The organism is Blautia sp. 210820-DFI.6.14 (genome assembly GCF_020558815.1).
GTDB classification, from domain to species: Bacteria; Bacillota; Clostridia; order Lachnospirales; family Lachnospiraceae; genus Blautia_A; species Blautia_A obeum.
In genome coordinates this window covers 62,645-83,653 of record NZ_JAJCKS010000016.1, presented here as the reverse complement: position 1 = coordinate 83,653, position 21,009 = coordinate 62,645, and the positions used below count along the sequence as shown (strand labels likewise).

Genomic DNA, 21,009 nt, shown 5'->3' with positions numbered 1-21,009 from the left:
TCTTTCCTTCACCGGCCGGTGTCGGGTTGATTGCTGTCATAAGGATCAGCTTACCGTCTTTTCTGTCACTTTCTTTCAGAAGATTATAATCAATTTTTGCTTTGTATTTTCCGTACTGCTCCAGATATTTATCATCAATACCTGCTTTTTCTGCAATCTTTGTGATTGGCAACATTTCGCACTCCTGTGCAATTTCGATGTCACTTTTGAATCCCATAAAAGTTACCTCCTTTTTATATACATTTCGCAAAGGACTTCAGTGATCCGATGATCACATCGCCCATAACAGCCATATCTTCTGCCTGAAAAGATATCGGAAAATTATCCGAAAACAGGATCTGTGAGGATGGTGGAAATTCATCGTCTCCTTCCCACAGGATCATCTGTACCAGATAATCTGGAAAGATCTCCAGCTGATAAGCAATGTCTCCATGCTTCACCGGAACACAGTGCATGTGTTCCATGATTGTCTGAAAATCTTTGATACGGTTTCCATAGGAGAATGCCAGCCGCTTGATACAGCGTCCGTCAAACTGCCGAAGATATACTTCACCCCACGGCATTTCTCTGTAGGTTTTGAATTTCCCGGTACCTGATGCTTCCGCACCATTCAGCAGAAAACGAATCGTCAGAGTTCTGGCATAGGTCATGGTTTCCAGAGGATAAAATCCCATATCATCCGCTTCGTGGCTGACCTGAAAATCCGGCCAGGAAATCTGATAAACCGTCCCAAGAAATTTCAGAGTAAAATACTTCTGTTCTTCATCATAGGAAATGCCAAGTCTTGCAGCAATTTCCTTTGGATCTGATTCCTGATACTGGCTCAGATAATGTTCCCATGGGAGACGCTCTTTGCTGTCTTTTCCATATCCCAGTTTATCTCCTACAGATTCTGTTTCTGCCGGACTAAATGTTGTTGTTTTTACGTCAGAACTCATAACACACCTCTTCTAAGTTATTAAACAAATGCTTTATCCTGCAAGCATGAATAGCATTTGTATTTTTCACCCTTGGATATCATCTTTGATGCACATTCGGAAACATAGATGCATCGGTATGTGGGATAAAACATGCTCCCACGAATTCATCCATGTAAGTCGGAACTGTCGAAAGCTCCATATATGTCATATTTGATGCAAGTTCATAGGTCTTTTTCTCGGCCTGTGTGGAAAGAAGCATCAGATAAGCACCTGTCAGTGATGAGTTACCAATATAGTGGAATTTCTCAAGCGGAACATCCGGGAACATTCCGATATTAACTGCATTCTGCATGTTGATTCCACTTCCGATACCACCGGCAACGTAAACATCATCAATCATGGATACATCAAAATCAAGCGAAGACAGCATCGTGCGGATTGCAGAGAAAATAGCTCCTTTTGCACGGATGAAGTTGTCGATATCTACTTCTGTGATCTCAACATCTTTTACAGATCCTGCCTCTTCCTCAAATGCGATCACATAGCTGCCCATTCCATAATGGTCATGGCGGACACGCTTACCTTCACGGACAAATTTGCCCTTCGGATTAATGATTCCGGTCATAAACAGTTCACTGATCACATCAATGATTCCGGAACCGCAAAGACCGACCGGTTTGGTTCCAGGATCACCGACAACTTTGTATGTCGGTTCCATGGTTTCTTTATCAATGGTACATGCTTCGATTGCTCCATCTGTCGCACGCATACCGCAGCTGATATCTCCACCTTCGAATGCCGGTCCGGCAGAGCAGGCACAGCTCATCATAAAATCAGAGTTTCCAAAAACGAGCTCACCGTTGGTACCAAGGTCGATAAACAGTGAAAATTCCGGTCTGTTCCAGATCATACTTACCAGTGTACCTGCTGTGATATCGCCACCCACATAGCTTCCAATGTTCGGTGCCATAATAATATGGGCGTCTCCATTGATCTCAATTCCGACATCTGATGCAAACAGCGAATTTGTTTTAAAGAAAGCCGGAATATATGGTTCTGTACGCAGGTAATCTGCATTAATTCCTGCAAACAGATGGTTCATTGTCGTATTGGAAGCCACACACATACGATAGACCTGATTCTCCGGAAGGTGAATGCTTCTGCACATCTCATGAATCATCGGGTTGATCGTTTCTTTGATCACTGCATCCTGCAGTTTTTTGATTCCACCAGGTTTCGTTGTCTCAATGATACGGTTGATAACATCCGCACCATAACGGATCTGTCCGTTACCGGAGGAACTCTTGGCAAGGATTTCACCCGTAGCCATATTGATGATGACAGCAGAAACAGTTGTTGTACCAATATCTACTGCGAGTCCACCCATGATCACGTCTTCTTTTGCATCAAAAATATCATAGACAAACATATCATCCGGTGTTACGCGGACCACACATTTCACTGAAAATTTACTTGCACGGAGCACATCCGGAAGTTTACGGAGAACTGCATACGGAACTCTGATCCGTTTCAGATTCATAAATTTGCGAAGTGCTCTTGTCAGTCTCTCAACATCCGGCATGGTATCATCCAGTGTTGGTTCAGTCATCTGGAGTTCTACAACTTCCAGACTGTTTCTTAACTGAATTCCGGTCTCTTCGACCTGATTTTTTGCTTTTTCAAAAATTGCGATTTCTTCTTTAGAACTTAAGTCTGCCACTTTCATTCTGCTTTTGTAAGCAGATGCGATGTCCGGCACAAGTACTTCCACATCCGCGCAGATTTTGCTCATGCATGCCAGACGCCATCCTTTTTCAAATTCCTCATCAGAAATATGAAGAGTTTTCTTTGAGTCCAGTTCTCCGCCTTTTAACTGCACCCGACACTTTCCGCAGGCTCCGTTTCCGGAACATGGTGCATCAATTGCCACGTTCGCACCACGTGCAACCTCCAGCAGATTATCCCCCGCATTGGCAAATGCTTCTACCTCACTGCCATTTTCAAATGCAAATGTCACCTTAAACATGCGGTAACCACCTTTCTCGCCTCGTGAATATTCTTGTCTTTCAGCTGTGGCGTTGGGCGTCAGACTTATTGATATTTATAAAAAAGGCCAGAGGCCGCGAAGCCTCCAGCCTTTTTTTATCTACAGCCGTAAAAAAGTCAGACTGATTAGATTTCCAGATAGGAATCTGCGTACAGGTAATTATTTTTGATGATATCACAGGATTTGATTGTTTCCATCAGACGCAGGTCGTTAGGGTTAACGATTGCGGATGTAAGTCCCTGCATCATAGCCATAGCTACCATAGCGGAGTCCATGATCGGACGGATATGTTTCGGCATACCGTTGGAGTTGTTAGAAAGACCACCGGTGCTCTTCATTCCCATATCAGAGATCATTTTGATGAATTCAAGAACTTCCATCTGTTTGTCCTGCATTCCTTTGATAACCAGGAATAACGGATCGAACCACATATCGTTCTCAACGTCCATACCATGTTCCATACCTCTCTCCATCAGAGTCTGCATGTACATCATACGTTCATCATTGTCTTTTGCAATTCCTTCACCGTTGCAAAGAGCGATAACGATTGCATCGTTAGCAGCTGCAACATCAACATAACCGATTCTTCCTGCAGCATCAGCGGAGTTTACGATCGGTTTTCCTTTGGAACGATTGTATACAGAAATACCAGCTTCGATAGCTGCAACGTTGGAAGTATCCAGTGCAAGCGGAACATTGTCAAAGTTGCTCTGCAGAAGCTCTACAGCCCATTTCATCAGTTCCGGTCCATCGTTCTCTGCTGGTCCGATATTTACATCGAGGTATGTAGCACCTGCATCGAGCTGCTGTTTTGCTCTTTTGAGGATCGGCTCAGGATCTCTCTCTGTAAATGCTTTATTAACTGCTGGTGCTGTTGTGGAAAGTCTCTCTCCAATAGTAACAAATTTTGCCATACCTGTGTTCTCCTTTACATGGTTTTTAATGTCTCAGGGAGTTTCCTCCTCCCTGAGAAAAATTATATTTTATGCCGGCTTATGCCTGCATATCTTTTAAGAATTTCACAAGCTGAACTGCTTCTCTAGGTCCTACAATAATCTCCCATCCCGGAAGTTTTGCTTCAAGGTCGCCCTTAAGAACAGCTACTTTACCAGGGATAACGAGTTTACGGCATTTTACTTTCGGCTCAACTTCTGTCTTGATGTACTCAGAAATGCTGGTGCTGGAGAATTTACCAGCTGCCCAGGATGTCAGTACGGAAAGTCCGCCTGCATCGTTGATAACCAGATTAAGCGGTACACCGGAACGTTCCAGTTCACCAGAAACTACGAAGTATGTAAGAGCAAAGTCTACGGTTGTAACAACGAGAGAATTCTCATCTGCACCGTTGAGTGGGTAGATACCCGGCTCTACTTTCATCGGTTTCTGTGGATCAGTATAAACGTTCTGACGAAGACCAAACAGTGGAAGAGCCTCTGCATATGTCATCTGTTCCATAACGATGATGGAACCATATTTCATTGTAAATACGGAAGCAAGTGCTGCCTGTAAATGATGATCACCTTTGGCAAGTTTAACCAGGTTAACGATGGATGGATATCCAAATGTTCTGTTCTGATCTTTCAGAGCTGCACGACGAACCATTACAGTATTTGCAAATGTTTCTTTGATGTCAGCACCTGTTGTATCAAGAACAAGGTTTTTGTTGCCAAGTTTTTCAAGAGCTGCTACGGTATCGTAAAGCTCGTTGATGTCTTTTCCGGATACTCCAAGAACTACTCCTGCTTCTGTTGCAACAGCATTCATTGCTTCATAGTTGGAAGCGTTTGCTCCGTTAAGAACCGGTTTGCCATCTTTGCATACTTCAAGAGCTGCTTTTGCGATTTCTGGATCTGTGCATCCAAGGATCAGAGTTCTTCCCAGACCTTTTGCTTTTTCTACAAGTGCTGTATATTTAGCAGCATCTGCTTCTGCATCGCAGTTCACGTATACAAGTTCTACATGCATTCTTTCACCGATACGGTCATAGTCTACATGTGGGATTTCTGCAAGTTTAGCCTCAACTTCTGCATCATCCATGCATGTGCAGAGAGATACAGCATATCTTGGTTTGCTTACAAATGTTTTTTCATGTCTGAACAGAACAGTTTCTCCACCGAGTGTGAACTCTGCATCGCCTGTTCCGATCTTGATTGTCTTCATCGGCGGAGCAGTTGCCTCAGAAAGGGAAGCCAGTGCTTCGTCAGACATATGTGGACACTGTTCAATTTTCATTGCGCCCTGTGCAACTTTCATGGAGAAAGCCATACATGTCGGACATCCACATTCCTTACAGTTTTTCTTTGGTGTTAATTTAAAAATCTGAATACCATTCAGTGCCATAGCTAATTATTCCTCCTATTATTTACACAAGTGCTTTGATCATTTTGGAAATAGTCTTAATTGATTCCGGATGTCTTAAGATTACGGCATCAGAACCAGCTGCAAGGTCAGCTGCAGCAGTCATAACTTCCATATCGATTCCACGCTCATCTGCTGATCCCCATTCAGGCATATCAGCTTCAGAAGCTGTTGCTTCTTTAACTGCCCATGTCTCTGCGGATACAGGTGTAATAATAGGCATCTGCAGCATATTGTCATTCTGTCCTAATGCTGCACCTTTGATACGGTCCATAGTAGATACTACGTACTCATATCCGTAACCAGCTGCTGCACTACCGATGTTCATAACGATCTTCTTCGCATCAACACCAAGCTGTGTAGTAACAACGTTCAGCTGTTTTGCAAGGTTGATATCAACGGCTGATTCAGCACCAACGATCTGATTATAAGCAAGACCTGCTGCTGCACCGATTGCTTTGTAGTTTTCTTCTTTTTCGGAAAGAAGAAGTGCATTTCTTCCCTGAAGTACTTCTGCAACTTTTGGGAGAAGTTCCGCATCCTTCTCTACGTTCTTGCAGCCTTCTACAACCAGTGGACAGTCGATAGCATCTGCTACTTCTTTAACAACCCCGATAAGTTCTTCAACAGATTTGTTTGCTCCATTCGGGTCTCCACCATCCAGAATCAGGGCAACAAAATCTGCACCTTCTATAGCTGCTGCTTTTTTAGCGATATCAGCCATAGTAGTTGCACCTTCATAGTAAGCCTTTACGCCTTCGGAAAATTCGTCCAGTCCAAGGTCAGAAATCTCAACACCGATCTTCGGTGCGTTTTCTGTTGGTGCATCAAAGCTATAAAATGGGAAGGAGTTTTCTCCTCCGATAGTCACAGTCTTGTCTCCGTTACCGATTGTGACAGAGTTGATCTTTGCGTTAAATTTCTGTGGTTTCTGATTAAACGGCATTTCTCATAAGCCTCCTCTTAATTAATAAACGTATATATTATACTACATCATTGGGTCCATTGACAAGGCTGGATGGCCTTTTTCTGTTAAAAATTCTACAAGCGCTTCCGGATCTGTTGCAACTGTCTCATCACCGATCATATCTGTGAAGTTTTCAATTCCGTAAAGTTCCTGTGCTGTCTTGTTCAGACGTTCTGCTACAGTATCTTTCAGTTCCTTCGGCATCCATACGATACGCTCAATACCGCCTTCAGCCTTCATGAATTTCTTGGAAGAAATGAAATGTTTTCCATGGCCCATAAATCCAGGTGTCTGAACGCCACCACCTGTCATGGATGCCATCTCCGGGAATGTCATTCCGAGCGGTGTCATACCTGCATACTCACGGTTTGCAATAACAACGCCGTTAGAGAACGGCTCAATTCCGCAGATACATTCGAAACATCCACAGGATGTCATAGGATCCTGCATGATAGAATACAGTGTAACATGTTCCAGAGCTCCCTGTGAGAATTTCTGAACTGCTTCATCTACATCTTCATAAGAGCCAAGATTCTCGTCGATCGGACGTTCTTTTGTGATCACCTGGCATGGCCCGTTCGGATCCAGTTCATGTGTTGCTTTTGCATCCAGCCATGAAACGGCACCGCAAAGTCCAAGTCTTTCTGGTGTTACTACACATACATGACTTGGAGAAAATGCCTGACAGAGGATACAGCTGTAATATACATCTACAGATTCATCTGTCAGAGTATCCAGACGTTCGTCTCGTCTGTCAAATGTCGGGATTGCAACTTCATGACGGATTCTGGTACATTCTGCAGGATCTGTGTAAATTGTAACCGCACATTTATCAACAACTGCTTCAAATTCATTTTTGACCTGTGCATAAAGCACTTCACCAAAATGTTTTGCACGGAATCCGGCATTGAATGCATCTTTGCTGATTCGGATACGGAACATATCCCTCTGGCCGGTGTGATAAACTCCCTCAATACAGTTAATGTAGTTGTGGAATTTACGTTCGATAACCGGTTCAAAGTCAGGCTGCATCTTCTTACCTGCAACTTCAACTACATAAGCAAGGCTGTGTTTACTGCCTTCTTCAAAAGTATCTACCTCAGGACCTACAACTGTGATCTTGTGGTCTTCTACTTCATCCATATTCTTTGTCTGTACAAGTTCTGCACAGTCTACACGTGAACCATCAAACTCAACCTGCATATCTTTACGACGGATGATCTCACCTTCAAATGCAGATGCAAATGCAACCGGAATATCAATATCTGTAATTTTGATCTTGATACTCCTTGCTTCAAGTGAAACCTTATTGAAATCAGCCACATCCGGGCATGCAATCAATGCGCCCGGAACTTCTACGATATTCTCATCTTCATTGGAAATAACCGGGAAGCCGAGTTTGATTGCACCTGCACCTGCCGCAAGAATGACATCATCAATTGGTTTGAAAGCATTTACAAAAGCCGGAACTCTGTCCTTTGTATATGTAAGCAATGCGCCGGCATCTCCAGGTGTTACATTACCAAAGATCAGTGCTGCACGGATTGCCACAGATACTACATGAATAACAGATGTTACATCTTTGCCAAGTGGTACGATTCTTACATTATACCCCATCTTCAGTCCAAGTTCTGTTGCCTGATCGATAATACCGCCAACCAGTGTTACAAGAATACCCTGTTTCTGATAACTCTTGATCAGATCAACACCTTCCTGTGCAGTCGGAGCTGATCCAAGGATAACAGCAACGCCAGGGATATCACCCGTTACAAGCGGTACTCCAAGCTCACGGATAATTGAATCTGCAAGATGTCCATAACACGGCTCGCTGTATGGTTCCGCTCCATCCAGATATTTCAGAGCTTCAATAAATTCTGCGCAGAGTGCGGTTGCTACCCCTGACATCAGTGCGTCGTCCAGCTCATGATTTCTGGTCATGAGTGTCTTTACAACGCCCAGGGTCTCTTTTAATTCTCCCAATGTTTTGACCTTTACGCCTGTTACTGCGTAATAACATGGCAGGCAATATGCCGTATGGGGAAAGCCCACTGGTTTGTCTGCGCCATGTTCTTTGACTGCTTCGTCCACAGCATTGACGGTCAGGCCATATACTGCATCATTTCCATTAAAGATTCTGTTGATTAACATGTGCACATCTCCACTCTTTGATTTATTAAACCTGAAATGTTTACAAAGCCGCGTTCCCTGCGAAGCATTTCATGTTTGCGTAAGTTACAAACCCTGAATTTTCCCACAACCCGCTGTTTGCAACAGCTTTACGTCTGGAAATATTCCGAGTCAAACGCATGTTATGGCTTACGCCATTTCCATGCTAAATCTGAAAATCTCTCGCAGCCCGTTGCTACGCAACTTTACGCTGTGATTCGATTTCCAGATTAATCCCCCGGGCCAGGAGTGCAAGCACTCCTGGCCCTCGAGGGGATTACATCATTGGATCCATAGCCAATGCCGGATGTCCTTTTTCTGTAAGGTATTCAACCAGTGCTTCCGGATCTGTTGCTACTGTTTCATCACCGATCATATCTGTGAAGTTTTCAATTCCGTAAAGTTCCTGTGCTGTCTTGTTCAGGCGTTCAGCAACGAATTCTTTCAGTTCTTTTGGCATCCATACGATACGCTCGATACCGCCTTCAGCCTTCATGAATTTCTTGGAAGAAATGAAATGTTTTCCATGTCCCATGAATCCAGGTGTCTGAACACCGCCGCCTGTCATGGATGCCATTTCCGGGAATGTCATTCCAAGAGGAGTCATGCCTGCATACTCACGGTTTGCAATAACAACACCGTTGGAGAATGGTTCGATACCACAGATACACTCGAAGCATCCGCATGATGTCATAGGATCCTGCATGATGGAGTACAGTGTAACGTGCTCCAGAGCACCCTGTGAGAATTTCTGAACTGCTTCATCAACGTCTTCGTAAGAACCAAGGTTCTCATCAATCGGACGTTCTTTTGTGATTACCTGGCAAGGTCCGTTAGGATCCAGCTGATGTGTTGCTTTTGCATCCAGCCATGAAACGGCACCACAGAGTCCAAGTCTTTCTGGTGTTACTACACATACGTGGCTTGGAGAGAATGCCTGACAGAGGATACAGCTGTAATATACATCTACAGATTCATCTGTCAGAGTATCAAGACGCTCATCACGTTTGTCGAAGATCGGGATTGCAACTTCGTGACGTACTCTTGTACATTCTGCCGGATCTGTATAAATAACAACTTCACATTTATCAACAACTGCGTCAAATTCATTTTTCACAGATGCGTAAAGAACTTCACCAATGTGTTTGATCTTGAATCCTGCATTGAATGCATCAATGCTGATACGGATACGCTGCATATCACGCTGTCCTGTATGATATACACCTTCGATACAGTTGATGTAGTTGTGGAATTTACGCTCGATAACCGGCTCAAAGTCAGGCTGCATGTTCTTGCCTGCAACTTTAACAACATATGCAATGCTGTTCTTGCTTCCGAGTTCCATGTCGTCTACTTCCGGTCCTACTACTGTGATCTTGTGATCTTCTACTTCAGAAGCGTCACATGTCTGTACAAGCTCTGCACAGTCTACACGGGAACCATCGAATTCAACCTGCATATCTTTACGACGGATGATCTCACCTTCGAATGCAGATGCGAATGCAACCGGAATATCGATATTTGTAATCTTGATCTTAATGTCACGTGCTTCAAGAGATGTAGCATTGAATTTGCTTACGTCTTCCTGAACGATCAGGCTCTTTGGTACACGGAAGATATTTTCTGTTTCGTTTGTAATAACCGGGAATCCAAGTGCGATAGCACCTGCACCACAGGCTACGATAACATCATCCAGAGGTTTGAATGCGTTAACGAATGCCGGTACACGATCCATTGTGTATTTCATCAGTGTGCCTGCATCTCCAGGTGTTACGTTACCGAAGATCAGAGCTGCACGAAGAGCTACAGATACTACATGGATAACTGCTGTAACGTCTTTTCCAAGCGGAATAACACGTACGTTTGCACCTGTCTTCATTCCTGCTTCTGCAACCTGGTCGATGATTCCGCCAACCAGTGTTACCAAGATACCCTGTGCCTGATAACTCTTAACAAGAGCAACGCCTTCTTCTACTGTAGGAGCAGATCCAAGGATTACTGCTACACCAGGGATATCGCCTGTTACAAGCGGTACACCAAGTTCACGGATAACTGCATCTGCAAGATGTCCGTAGCATGGTTCTTCGTATGGTGTTGCACCATCGATATATTTCAGAACTTCGATGAATTCTGCGCAGAGTGCTGTAGCAACACCTGACATAAATGCATCATTTAATCTTTTTTCTCTTGTCATAAGTGTTTTAACAACACCAAGAGCTTCTTTTAATTCTTTTAAAGTTGTAACTTTTGTTCCTGTTACAGCGTAGTAACATGGAAGGCTGTATGCGGTATTCGGGAAGCTGACAGCTTTGTCTTCGCCGTACTGAGCGATTGCTCCGTCGATAGCGCCCTCTGTTAAACCAAATACAGCATCATTTCCGCTAAAAACTCTATCAAATAAAGTCACCTTAATACCTCCTGTTTTTACAGATTTGAATTCTGATCAATCTTTTCTTTTATTTTTGTGATCTCAGCTGTTACGGTCTGACTGAAATCATAAGGGGATTTTCCCTGACGGTCAGCATCTATAACCTCCGTGTTGTAATGGAGCATGCCAAGAAGGTCTTCTGCCGGGATTCTGGAACGGATAAATTCCTCATCCTCCTCATTTCTTACCTTGTTTGCCACAACCTTGACCTGCGCAACACCAAGATCTTTGGCAAGTCGTTTTACATTTTTGTAAGTCTGAACACTTCTTGCCCCTGGTTCAATCACTACAATGAATTCATCCATGCTTTCCGTGGTGCCACGGCCCAGATGTTCCAGGCCAGCTTCCATATCCAGGATCACCACATCGTCTCTGTGAATCACAAGATTATTAATGATCCGTTTCAACATGACATGTTCTGGGCAGACACATCCACCGCCACCTGTCTCCACGGTACCAAGGACAAGCAGTTTTACACCGTTGCAGGTCTTTCCGTAGGTGTCCGGAATATCGTCCACCTTCGGATTCAGTTTATAAAACTGGTTCTGACTGTTGGCTCCGGTACGCTCCTCCACCAGTTTTCGCATCCGGGAAATTGGAACAATGGAATCCAGTGTTTCTTCATCAAATCCAAGTGCCAGGCCCAGGTTTGCATCTGGGTCTACATCTGCCGCAAGGACCTTTTTCCCTTCATCTGCGTATAATCTGGCAAGTGTTGCCGCAAAAGTTGTCTTTCCTACTCCGCCTTTACCGGTTACTGCTATTTTCATAAGTTAATCGCGCCTTTCCTGCTATCAGATTCCGAGAGCAGATCTCTTTTCTTCAATTCTCTCGATCATCAGATCGCCTAATTTATCAATATCTTTTTCAACTGTATAAGCAGCTTCTACCCAGTCACGAACACCCTCGGTAAGAAGTCCTGCTACCTGGTCAGATCCGGATACATATGGATCTACGCCAAGGAAGGTATCAATACCTGTTGCTACTACATAGTTTCCGATGGAAACAGCTTTTTCAGACATCCATTCAGGAGCACATCCAACAACTGGAAGCTGAGAGATGTTCAGTCCGGAATCTTTAGCAAGTTCGGATGCAAGAATCAACATACGGCTGATATCTACACAGGATCCCATATGTAATACCGGCGGGATGTCTGCAAGTTCGCAAACACGTTTCAGACCAGCGCCGCAGAGATCTTTGGCAGCTTTGTCCATAAGGCCTGCTTTTGCAGCTGCCTGTGCGGAACATCCGGAAGCAATGATCACGATATCGTTTGCGATCAGTTTCTTCATCAGTTCGATATGAGCGGAGTCAGGTCTAATCTTCGGATTGTTACATCCAACCATTGCAACAGCTCCACGGATAACACCGGATGTGATGCACTCAAGGAGTGGTTTGGTTGTTCCTGTTTCGTCTACCTGAGAGTTTGTTACACCGTCAAGAGTCTTAACGATTGCTTCAACAGAATATCCAACAGTTGCTTTCTGTTTCATTTCCGGAATGTAAACAAGTTCCGGTTTTCTGTTCTTGAAGTTTTCACATGCGAGTTTAACAATCTGTTTTGCTTTTTCTCCTGCTGATCCAGCACTGAATTCAATAAACTCGGAATCTGGCATCTGACAGATTGGAGAAGTTGTGATGAATTTAGTATGGAAGCACTTGCTCAGAGGTCCTAATGCAGGGAAGATACACTGAACATCAACTACGATTGCTTCGCAGGCGCCTGTCAGAACAACGTTTTCCTGCTGCAGGAAGTTACCTGCCATTGGAATACCACGACGCATTGCTACTTCGTTGGAAGTACAGCATACACCGGAGATAGTGATTCCTTTTGCTCCCATGGATTTTGCGTAGTCGATCATTTCTTTGCTGTCTGCGACTTCGCAGATCATCTCTGAAAGACTCGGATCATGTCCGTGTACTACGATGTTTACGTTCTCAGCGTTCATAACACCAAGGTTTGCTTCTGTTTCGATCGGCTTCGGTGTTCCGAACAGTACGTCAGAGAATTCTGTACCGCACATGGAACCGCCCCATCCATCGGAAAGTCCGTTACGGAGGGCCTGACGGATCAGAGCTTCCGGTTTGGATGTGTTACCCATATGAGTCATATGTAATGCACAGGAAACCTCACGGTCAATTGCTCTTGGTTCGATTCCGGCTGCATGCCACAGATCCTGTGTATGCTGCGGTGCTCTCTTCAGCCATCTGGATACACCTCTGATCTTTCCGTATTCTTCCTGAGCAAGGTCAGACATTTCATGAGCAAGATCATAGATATCTTTACCTTCGGTCTCAACGCCCCATTCTTTTGCGATACGGATCAGTTTTTCAGGATCTTTAACCTGATAGTCGCCTCCCTCTTTTGCATATCCGAGGGTGATACAAATTTCACGTCCGTGATCAGAGTGTGTAGCTGCTCCACCTGCTGTAAAACGAAGGAAGTTTCTTCCTACGATACCATGTACATCGCATCCGCAGATACCCCTCGGTGCCTTTGGTGTGATACGGCACGGTCCCATGGAACAGATACGGCAACAGACACCCATCTCACCGAACTTACAGTGTGGAGTCTGATTCTTTACTCGAAACTGCCATGCGTCTGCGCCTACCTTCGCACCTGTCTCTAACAGTCTTTCGGTAGCAGCTTCAAATTCTTCCACTGTAGTTAATTTGAATTCACTCATTATAGACCTCCTTTAATTTGTACATGAATGAGTTCATGTATTTATAATGTTTTCTATATAATAACCCTCAAGAGAGAACCCATCCCCGCCCATGGGTTATTTTCGTGTTAAAAAATATGCCTTTTTCCAGCACAAATACCCCTGCTGTCTGCAAAAGACAGCAAGGGACTTTTTAAAGATTTAATTTTTTTACAATTTCTTTCAGTGCAACCTTAACCGGATTATCCTCCGGCAGAGCTGCTGTCGGACGGCCTTCGCAGTCATACTCATAAACAGTTTCATCCTGCGGTACCACACCGAGAAGATGAAGTCCCTGTTTTTCTATTTCTTCTTTGATTCCGTCGTTCAGTTCACCTTTCGGTGCACGGTTAACGATCAGACCGACTGTTTCCGGATGCATATTACATTCATCGATCAGCTTTGCAATTCTGCCAACTGCCTGAATTCCTCTTCTGGAGCAGTCACTGACAAGGATTGCCGTCTGCATGGACGGAAGAACGCCTCTGCTGATATGTTCCATACCAGCCTCATTATCTACCACAATATAAGGATAATGATTCTGATATTTTGCAAGCTGTGCCTGAAGAAGACCATTGACGTAGCAATAGCAGCCTTTTCCCTGTGTTCTGCCCATAACCAGCAGATCAAAATCATCTTCTTCTGTCAAAGCATCTTCAAAACGCATCTCTGCATAATCTGCCTTGGACATTCCCTTAGGGATCGGACTTTCTTTGACAAGTTCTGCCTGTGCGATTTCTTCTCTTACGTCGCCGAGAGTGGTCTCAACCTCAACTCCGAGGACTTCATTAAGATTAGAGTTTGCATCTGCATCCACTGCAAGGATTGGTCCTTTGCCCTGTTCGCAGAGATACTGGATCAGCATTCCGCATAAAGTAGTTTTACCAACGCCGCCTTTTCCGGCGACAGCAATTACGTGTGCCATAATAATAGAGTGCCTCCTACTCTAATTCCGCATTTATGAAATTTATAAATCCGCAATTTAGTAATTCTGATTTAAAAAAATTATTCACAGCTGAGTTTTACAATGCTGTTTGCCAGGTCTACCATAAGAATACGTCCTTCGACTACCCTCTCATCTCCCATAATATCTCTGAGCACAAGTTTATTTCCATCTACATCGATTCTGGATACATTTTTGAATATCACAGAATCATCACTTTCTTTATATACTGTTGCAAGACACATAATTTTGCCTCCTAGTTATGTCATTTGAAATCTGGTATATCATTTCATTTCTTCTTTTACCAAAGTAAGTGCCAGTCCAAGGCGCATATTTCCCTTCTGGAAATCAGCCACTGCTTCTTTGATCGTTTTTGCCGAATTATCAAGTCCCATTTTCTGAAGATTGTCAGCCATCTGATCAAGTTCGGCTGCATGGTGTTCATTGTGCTGCAGCATATAGGTGAGCAGTGCAATCGTTTCTTTCTTGCAGTCGCCGCCTTCGCAGGATCCACAGTCTCCATGAGAATGTGTATGATCTCCGTCGCCATGTGTATGAGCATGTGTATGTGTCACGCCATCTGCGTGTGTGTGTTCATGTGAATGTTCCGGTGTATGTTCATGTCCATGCTGGACAAGATTTCCGTTTTCATCCTTAATAAGATGCATATAAAGCTCCTTTCTCCGGTTCTACCTCCGGGGCACCTGAAAACAGGCGCACTTATGACAAGAATTTATCAATTAAATCCATTATACATCTTTTGTTTCGGTTTATCAAGGATATAATAAGAAAAAATAGACAAAAGGGTTCGAGATTTCTTCCTGTTTTTTTATACTTTTTCATGGTAAAGTGCACTTCTCCAGTTTTCTATGCTGTTAGATAAATAACGCATTTGTTTTTTAATTAACAAGCTGTGTATTTCCTTTTTTGCCTCTCTTGTATTATTTTTTTAACAAATTTGATTTTCTTCTTTCACAATTATATGGTATAATAAACAAAAATTGTGAGTTTACAGGCAAGGAGGATTCATTTTGACAACTTCCGTATTTTTAAACAACGACAGAACCATGCCTCTTCTGGGCCTTGGCCTTTATAAAACAACTGACGCAGTCGAAGCCGAAGATGCGATTGCCGCCGCTGTACAGAATGGATATCGCCTTTTGGATACCGCTTCTGCATATAAGAACGAAGAATTCGTCGGATGTGGAATTGCCAAATGCGGTGTTCCAAGAAAAGATCTTTTTATCACAACCAAGATCTGGAACAACGCTCAGCGTCTTGGTGATGTAGAAGGAGCTTTTCAGCGCAGTCTGGATCGTCTCGGTCTTGATTATATCGATCTGTATCTGATTCACTGGCCGGTACCTGGCTGCTTTCTGAACACCTGGAAAGATATGGAAAAGATTCTTGAATCAGGACGGGCTTTATCCATTGGTGTCAGTAATTTTGAAATTCGCCATCTGGAAGAGCTCCGGAGAGTTTCCGGCATCGTACCCGCTGTCAATCAGATAGAATGTCATCCACTCTGTTATCCAAAAGAGCTTATTGAATACTGTCAGGCAAACGACATTCAGGTACAGGCATATGCTCCATTGGCCAGAGGCGCTTATCTGGACAATGATGTCTTATGTGTACTTGGTACCAAATATGCACACACGCCAGCACAGATAGGTCTTCGCTGGGCTGTACAGAAGGGAATCTCTGTCATTCCCAAATCCGTTCATCCAGAGCGTATTGCTTCTAATGCAAGGATTTTTGATTTTACGATCGATCAGGAGGATATGGATCTTCTGGATACTCTGAATCAGAATTACCACAGTTCATCTATTCCAGAAGATCTGAGAGATATTGTTTTTTAGATTTGCTTTTCAGCCAGCAAAAACCGGCCGGTCCGTACGCAGACGGATCAGCCGGTTTTATATTTGTCTGATATTTTTTTCGATTTCTTTAGTCTGCGTCATTCTACCACGGAAGCACCGGAGTCTCTACTTTTTTGTCACGGATCATCAGGTCACGCACCGCATCCGCTGCTGACTTATCTTCAAAAAGGACCTTGTTCACTTCCATAATAATCGGCATTTCCACATCGTATTTTTCCGCCAGACTCTTGGCCGCTTTCGCAGAGTAAACACCCTCTACTACCATTTTTACTTCATTCATCGCCTGCTGCATAGTATAGCCTTTGCCCATCAGGTAACCAGCCTTGCGGTTACGGCTGTGAACACTTGCACAGGTAACGATCAGATCCCCCATCCCGGACAATCCATAGAACGTCTCCATATGTGCGCCCATTTTTGTTCCCAGACGTGCAATTTCCGCAATTCCTCTGGTAATAAGAGCTGCTTTTGTATTATCACCATAGCCAAGTCCATCTGCTGTACCGGCAGCAAGAGCAATGACATTTTTCAGAGAACCACCCAGCTCTACGCCAAGTGTATCCGGCGTTGTATACACACGAAATACAGGGCTCATAAAAATCCCCTGAAGGTATTCTGCTGTCTCTCTCTTCGGTCCGCTGATCACACAGGTCGTCGGAATCCCTCTTCCCACTTCCTCCGCATGGCTTGGTCCTGAAAGCACATAAACACCCGCTGCCGGAATCTCTTCGCTGATGATATCTGTCATGGTCATCAGAGTTTTTTCTTCAATTCCTTTTGCGACATTGACAATAATCTGCTCATCTTTTACATAAGGTGCCATTAATTCAGCTGTACCTCTGACATAAGGGGACGGCACAGCCAGAACAATCACCTCAGCCGTCTCCACGCAGTTCTTCACGTCTGCAGTAAGATCAATGTTTTCCGGAATATGAACCCCCGGAAGTTTGGAAGTAAGCTCTCTTGTTTGTTTCAGAGTATCTACTTCTTCCTGAAATCTGGACCAGAGACGCACTTCATGCCCATTATTATTCAAAAGAACGGAAAGTGCAGTTCCCCAGCTTCCGGCTCCCAACACACTGATTTTTGCCATATTACGCTACCTTTAACCTTTCTTTGTTTTTCCAAGGAAAACTTTGTTTTCTGTTCCATTTGCAAGGCGGACAATATTTGCCCTGTGTCTCCAGAAAGCCAGCACCGTCAGGAATCCCATTACTATGTACATTTCTGTCGTATGACTTCTGTCCATGCCATAGCCGCCCATCTCTCCACGCACGATCATTGCGATCAGTGCCACCAGATAACAGCTCAGAGAACATAAAGAAACATAATGTGTACCCAAAAATAATACAAAAAATACGATTGCACAGAGAACAAACAGTCTCCAGTCAAATGCGATCAGAAATCCTACCGATGCAGCAATCCCCTTGCCACCGCGGAATCCAAGCGTTACCGGAAAATTATGTCCAAGCACGCATCCCGCAGCTGCATAAACAGAGAGCAGCGGCAGGATATCCGCACTTTTTTCTTTAAAGATCAGTCGTACCGCAACAATTGCAAACACGCATTTCAGGCAGTCTCCCAGAAGTGTCATTGCTCCGGCTTTTTTTCCAAAGGTACGCAGCGCATTCGTTGTACCCGCATTTCCGCTTCCATGCTCACGGATATCTGTTTTGTGTATTTTTCCAATAATGTACGAAGTCTGAAACAGGCCAAAAACATAGCCTATCAGAATACAGATCAAACGTTCCAACATTTCACTCAGCTCTTTTCCCCGCGTTCACGGATAATAAATTTCAGAGAAGTTCCGCGGAATCCAAACGCATCGCGAACTTTATTCTCAATATATCTTGTATATGAAAAATGCATCAGTTCTTTGTCATTTACAAAGATCACAAATGTAGGCGGCTTAACCCCCACCTGTGTCATATAGAAAATCTTGAGACGTTTTCCTCTGTCTGACGGTGGCTGCTGCATAGCCACTGCCTCGGACAGAATCTCATTCAGTACACCTGTCTGGATACGAAGTGTCTGGTTTTCAATAACTGCATCAATAGTCTCAAAAAGTTTTGGAAGTCTCTGACCTGATTTTGCAGAAATAAATACAAGCTCCGCATAAGGCATGTATGCCAGCACTTCACGGATACGGTTGGTGTGTTTGTAGATGGTTTTATCATCCTTTTCAACTGCATCCCATTTATTGACAGCAATGATAACACCCTTGCCGCGCTCATGTGCGATTCCGGCGATCTTTGCATCCTGCTCGGTTACACCTTCGGTTGCATCGATCACTACAACGACCACATCTGCCCGTTCAACTGCTGTTACGGTACGAATCACGCTGTAACGCTCAATTTCTTCTTTGATCTTACCTTTACGGCGAAGTCCTGCTGTGTCAATAAAAATGTATTCCCTGTCTTTCCATTTTACTTTGGCATCGACTGCATCTCTGGTAGTTCCTGCGATATCAGAAACGATCACTCGGTCTTCGCCCAGAAGTTTGTTGATCAGAGAAGATTTACCTACGTTTGGTTTACCAACCACTGCAACCTTCGGGATATCGTCATCTTCTTCTGCATCCAGATTTTCCGGGAATTCCCTAATGATCTCATCCAGCATATCGCCGATACCGGTACGGTTGGCCGCAGAAATTGCTACCGGCTCTCCGATTCCAAGATTATAAAATTCATAGACGTCCATCATATATTTTTGAACGCTGTCAACTTTATTTACAACAAGAACGACTGGTTTCTGGCTTCTGCGAAGCATATCTGCCACTTTTGCATCAGAATCAACAAGCCCCTGCTGCACGTCTGTGATAAACACAATGACATCCGCAGTATCAATCGCGATCTGTGCCTGTTCTCTCATCTGTGATAAAATAATATCTCCGCTGTCCGGCTCAATACCACCTGTATCGATCAGTGTGAAAGACTTATCCAGCCATGTCACATCTGCGTAGATTCTGTCACGGGTAACCCCCGGTGTATCTTTTACAATGGATATCATCTCACCTGCCAGCGCATTAAATAACGTGGATTTGCCTACATTAGGCCTTCCCACTATTGCAACTACTGGTTTGCTCATACATTTGTCTCCTTATCTGTTTTTTATGTTCAACCGGATCCAGCACCGCCGAAACAAGGTCCGCTCCGCCAGGATCCACTACTATGATTTCTTTTCCAAGTTTTTCGGAAAGTTCTGTTATTGTAATATCATCGAGAAATACATCTTCTCCGCTTCGAAGCATGTTACACGGAATCAGAAGCCTGTCTCCCAGTTTCCGTCCGGAAAGCTGTTCTATAAGATCCTGCCCTGTAATAAGTCCGGAAACAGTGATCTTCTCTCCAAAGAAGTTATTTTTGATTGCAATTACCTCTGATGTGATGTTCGGATATTTTTCCCTGATCACATCCATACATCCTGCTATATAAGGAGCTGCAAGTCTTCCTGTCGCAACGGTGACCGAAAGTTTCCTGTCATCTCCATCTCTTTCCACAACTGCCTGCCGAACCTCTGCACCCAGAAGCCGCAGCATGCCCACACCGTTTTCCAGCTGCAGATAGCCGTCATAGCGATCTTCTTCTGGGAGCTCCTCCCCCGCCAGAATATACCATTCATCAGAGGCATGGATAAAGTGGATACCATATCTCTCATACATGATCTTCTGCCAGCGATGGATCTGTTCCAAAACCGCCTTCGCGTCTTCTTTTGTAAAAGGTTCCAGTGGATAGAGTCCTTTGCGGAACTTCGTCAACCCTACCGGAACAACAGATACGCTCTGAAGTACCGGTGCATATTCAGACATTTTCTGAATGCTGTATTCCAGTTCTTCTCCATCATTCACACCTTTGCACAGAACAATCTGCCCGTTCATGGTAATTCCCGCTTCATAAAGCTGATCTACCTTTTTCAGTGCATCTCCTGCAAAACGATTATGCAGCATTTTGCAGCGAAGCTGCGGATTCATTGCCTGAAAAGACACATTGATAGGCGAAAGGTGATATTTGATCACACGTTCAATATCTTCCTGACTCATATTCGTCAGTGTAACATAATTTCCCTGCAGAAAAGAAAGCCTGGAATCATCATCCTTGAAATACAGTGTTTCTCTCATGCCTGGCGGCATCTGATCGATAAAGCAGAACATACAGTGATTGCTGCAGGAACGGTAATCATCCATCAGGCCATTCTCGAATTCGATTCCAAGATCTTCATCGTAATCCTTCTCAACTTCAAGTTCCCAGAGTTCACCATTGGCTTTTTCTATCAGAAGTTCTATATATTCATCATTCATGAGATAACGATAGTCAAAGACATCCTCCACCAGCTGGTGATTGATCTCTGCCAGTATATCTCCCGGCTCCAGTTCCAGTTCCTCACCGATACTTCCTGGAAGAACCCTGGAAATCACATGTTTCTTTTTCTTCATATAAATCCTTTCTAACCTTACCATATCTGTGTTTGCACCAAAGAGTGCAAAATACCCCAGATAACATTACTATAACAATTCTGTAGTGAAAAATCAATAAATTCCTTGACGGGATTTAGGGCAAATGTTATAAATGTATTAGGACTCAGTTTGAAAACTATACCTA

Annotated in this window: 18 protein-coding genes; 1 reads left to right on the top strand and 17 read right to left on the bottom strand. The window is 43.9% G+C overall.

What is annotated here, in order from left to right:
- The 13 genes from LI112_RS12045 to LI112_RS11985 all read right to left on the bottom strand — a co-directional run.
- Nucleotides 1-217 (bottom strand): formate--tetrahydrofolate ligase (locus LI112_RS12045; protein ID WP_227190791.1); only part of this gene is annotated, 217 nt, incomplete at its 3' end.
- Between the two features lie 16 nt (nt 218-233).
- Entirely contained in the window at nt 234-938 is a 705-nt protein-coding gene (locus tag LI112_RS12040; RefSeq protein WP_227190790.1) for a DUF3786 domain-containing protein, read from the bottom strand.
- 79 nt (nt 939-1,017) lie between these two features.
- Nucleotides 1,018-2,946: a corrinoid activation/regeneration protein AcsV gene (acsV, locus tag LI112_RS12035; protein WP_227190789.1), complete on the bottom strand. Its 1,929-nt coding sequence runs from the start codon at nt 2,944-2,946 to the stop codon at nt 1,018-1,020.
- 146 nt (nt 2,947-3,092) lie between these two features.
- Entirely contained in the window at nt 3,093-3,881 is a 789-nt protein-coding gene (gene acsE, locus LI112_RS12030; protein WP_005425370.1) for a carbon monoxide dehydrogenase/acetyl-CoA synthase methytransferase subunit, read from the bottom strand.
- Between the two features lie 79 nt (nt 3,882-3,960).
- Nucleotides 3,961-5,307 (bottom strand): acetyl-CoA decarbonylase/synthase complex subunit gamma, encoded by a 1,347-nt coding sequence (gene acsC, locus LI112_RS12025; RefSeq protein ID WP_227190788.1) that lies wholly within the window; start codon nt 5,305-5,307, stop codon nt 3,961-3,963.
- Between the two features lie 22 nt (nt 5,308-5,329).
- Nucleotides 5,330-6,271 (bottom strand): acetyl-CoA decarbonylase/synthase complex subunit delta, encoded by a 942-nt coding sequence (gene acsD / locus LI112_RS12020; RefSeq protein WP_005425373.1) that lies wholly within the window; start codon nt 6,269-6,271, stop codon nt 5,330-5,332.
- A gap of 42 nt (nt 6,272-6,313) precedes the next feature.
- Nucleotides 6,314-8,440 carry an acetyl-CoA decarbonylase/synthase complex subunit alpha/beta gene (acsB, locus tag LI112_RS12015; RefSeq protein WP_227190787.1) on the bottom strand — a complete coding sequence of 709 codons (2,127 nt, stop codon included), beginning with the start codon at nt 8,438-8,440 and terminating at the stop codon, nt 6,314-6,316.
- A gap of 295 nt (nt 8,441-8,735) precedes the next feature.
- Nucleotides 8,736-10,865, bottom strand: coding sequence for an acetyl-CoA decarbonylase/synthase complex subunit alpha/beta (gene acsB / locus LI112_RS12010; RefSeq protein ID WP_055055590.1), 2,130 nt, complete (start codon nt 10,863-10,865; stop codon nt 8,736-8,738).
- A 17-nt stretch (nt 10,866-10,882) separates the two neighbouring features.
- A complete protein-coding gene (locus LI112_RS12005) occupies nt 10,883-11,656 on the bottom strand; it encodes an AAA family ATPase (RefSeq protein ID WP_227190786.1) in 774 nt (257 codons plus the stop codon).
- 24 nt (nt 11,657-11,680) lie between these two features.
- A complete protein-coding gene (gene cooS, locus LI112_RS12000) occupies nt 11,681-13,573 on the bottom strand; it encodes an anaerobic carbon-monoxide dehydrogenase catalytic subunit (protein ID WP_144369660.1) in 1,893 nt (630 codons plus the stop codon).
- A 172-nt stretch (nt 13,574-13,745) separates the two neighbouring features.
- Complete coding sequence (locus LI112_RS11995) at nt 13,746-14,516, bottom strand: AAA family ATPase (RefSeq protein WP_005425378.1); 771 nt, start codon at nt 14,514-14,516, stop codon at nt 13,746-13,748.
- A gap of 80 nt (nt 14,517-14,596) precedes the next feature.
- A complete protein-coding gene (locus LI112_RS11990) occupies nt 14,597-14,779 on the bottom strand; it encodes a CooT family nickel-binding protein (protein ID WP_005425379.1) in 183 nt (60 codons plus the stop codon).
- Between the two features lie 39 nt (nt 14,780-14,818).
- On the bottom strand, nt 14,819-15,202 hold the full coding sequence (locus LI112_RS11985) for a cobalt transporter (RefSeq protein ID WP_005425380.1): 384 nt from the start codon (nt 15,200-15,202) through the stop codon (nt 14,819-14,821).
- A gap of 363 nt (nt 15,203-15,565) precedes the next feature.
- Between LI112_RS11985 and LI112_RS11980 the strand changes: the two genes are divergently transcribed.
- Nucleotides 15,566-16,393 (top strand): aldo/keto reductase, encoded by an 828-nt coding sequence (locus LI112_RS11980; RefSeq protein ID WP_117638719.1) that lies wholly within the window; start codon nt 15,566-15,568, stop codon nt 16,391-16,393.
- Between the two features lie 103 nt (nt 16,394-16,496).
- On the opposite strand, the gene LI112_RS11975 is transcribed toward LI112_RS11980, so the two are convergent.
- Genes LI112_RS11975 through LI112_RS11960 form a run of 4 tightly spaced genes read right to left on the bottom strand, consistent with a single transcriptional unit; the run spans nt 16,497 to nt 20,843 of the window.
- Complete coding sequence (locus LI112_RS11975; RefSeq protein ID WP_227190785.1) at nt 16,497-17,504, bottom strand: NAD(P)H-dependent glycerol-3-phosphate dehydrogenase; 1,008 nt, start codon at nt 17,502-17,504, stop codon at nt 16,497-16,499.
- Between the two features lie 12 nt (nt 17,505-17,516).
- On the bottom strand, nt 17,517-18,167 hold the full coding sequence (gene plsY / locus LI112_RS11970; protein WP_227190784.1) for a glycerol-3-phosphate 1-O-acyltransferase PlsY: 651 nt from the start codon (nt 18,165-18,167) through the stop codon (nt 17,517-17,519).
- A 5-nt stretch (nt 18,168-18,172) separates the two neighbouring features.
- Nucleotides 18,173-19,498: a ribosome biogenesis GTPase Der gene (gene der, locus LI112_RS11965; RefSeq protein WP_117592193.1), complete on the bottom strand. Its 1,326-nt coding sequence runs from the start codon at nt 19,496-19,498 to the stop codon at nt 18,173-18,175.
- Nucleotides 19,461-20,843, bottom strand: a complete 1,383-nt coding sequence (locus LI112_RS11960; protein ID WP_055055593.1) for a DUF512 domain-containing protein — start codon at nt 20,841-20,843, stop codon at nt 19,461-19,463. Before LI112_RS11960 ends, der begins: the two co-directional genes overlap by 38 nt.
- Between the last annotated feature and the right edge of the window lie 166 nt (nt 20,844-21,009).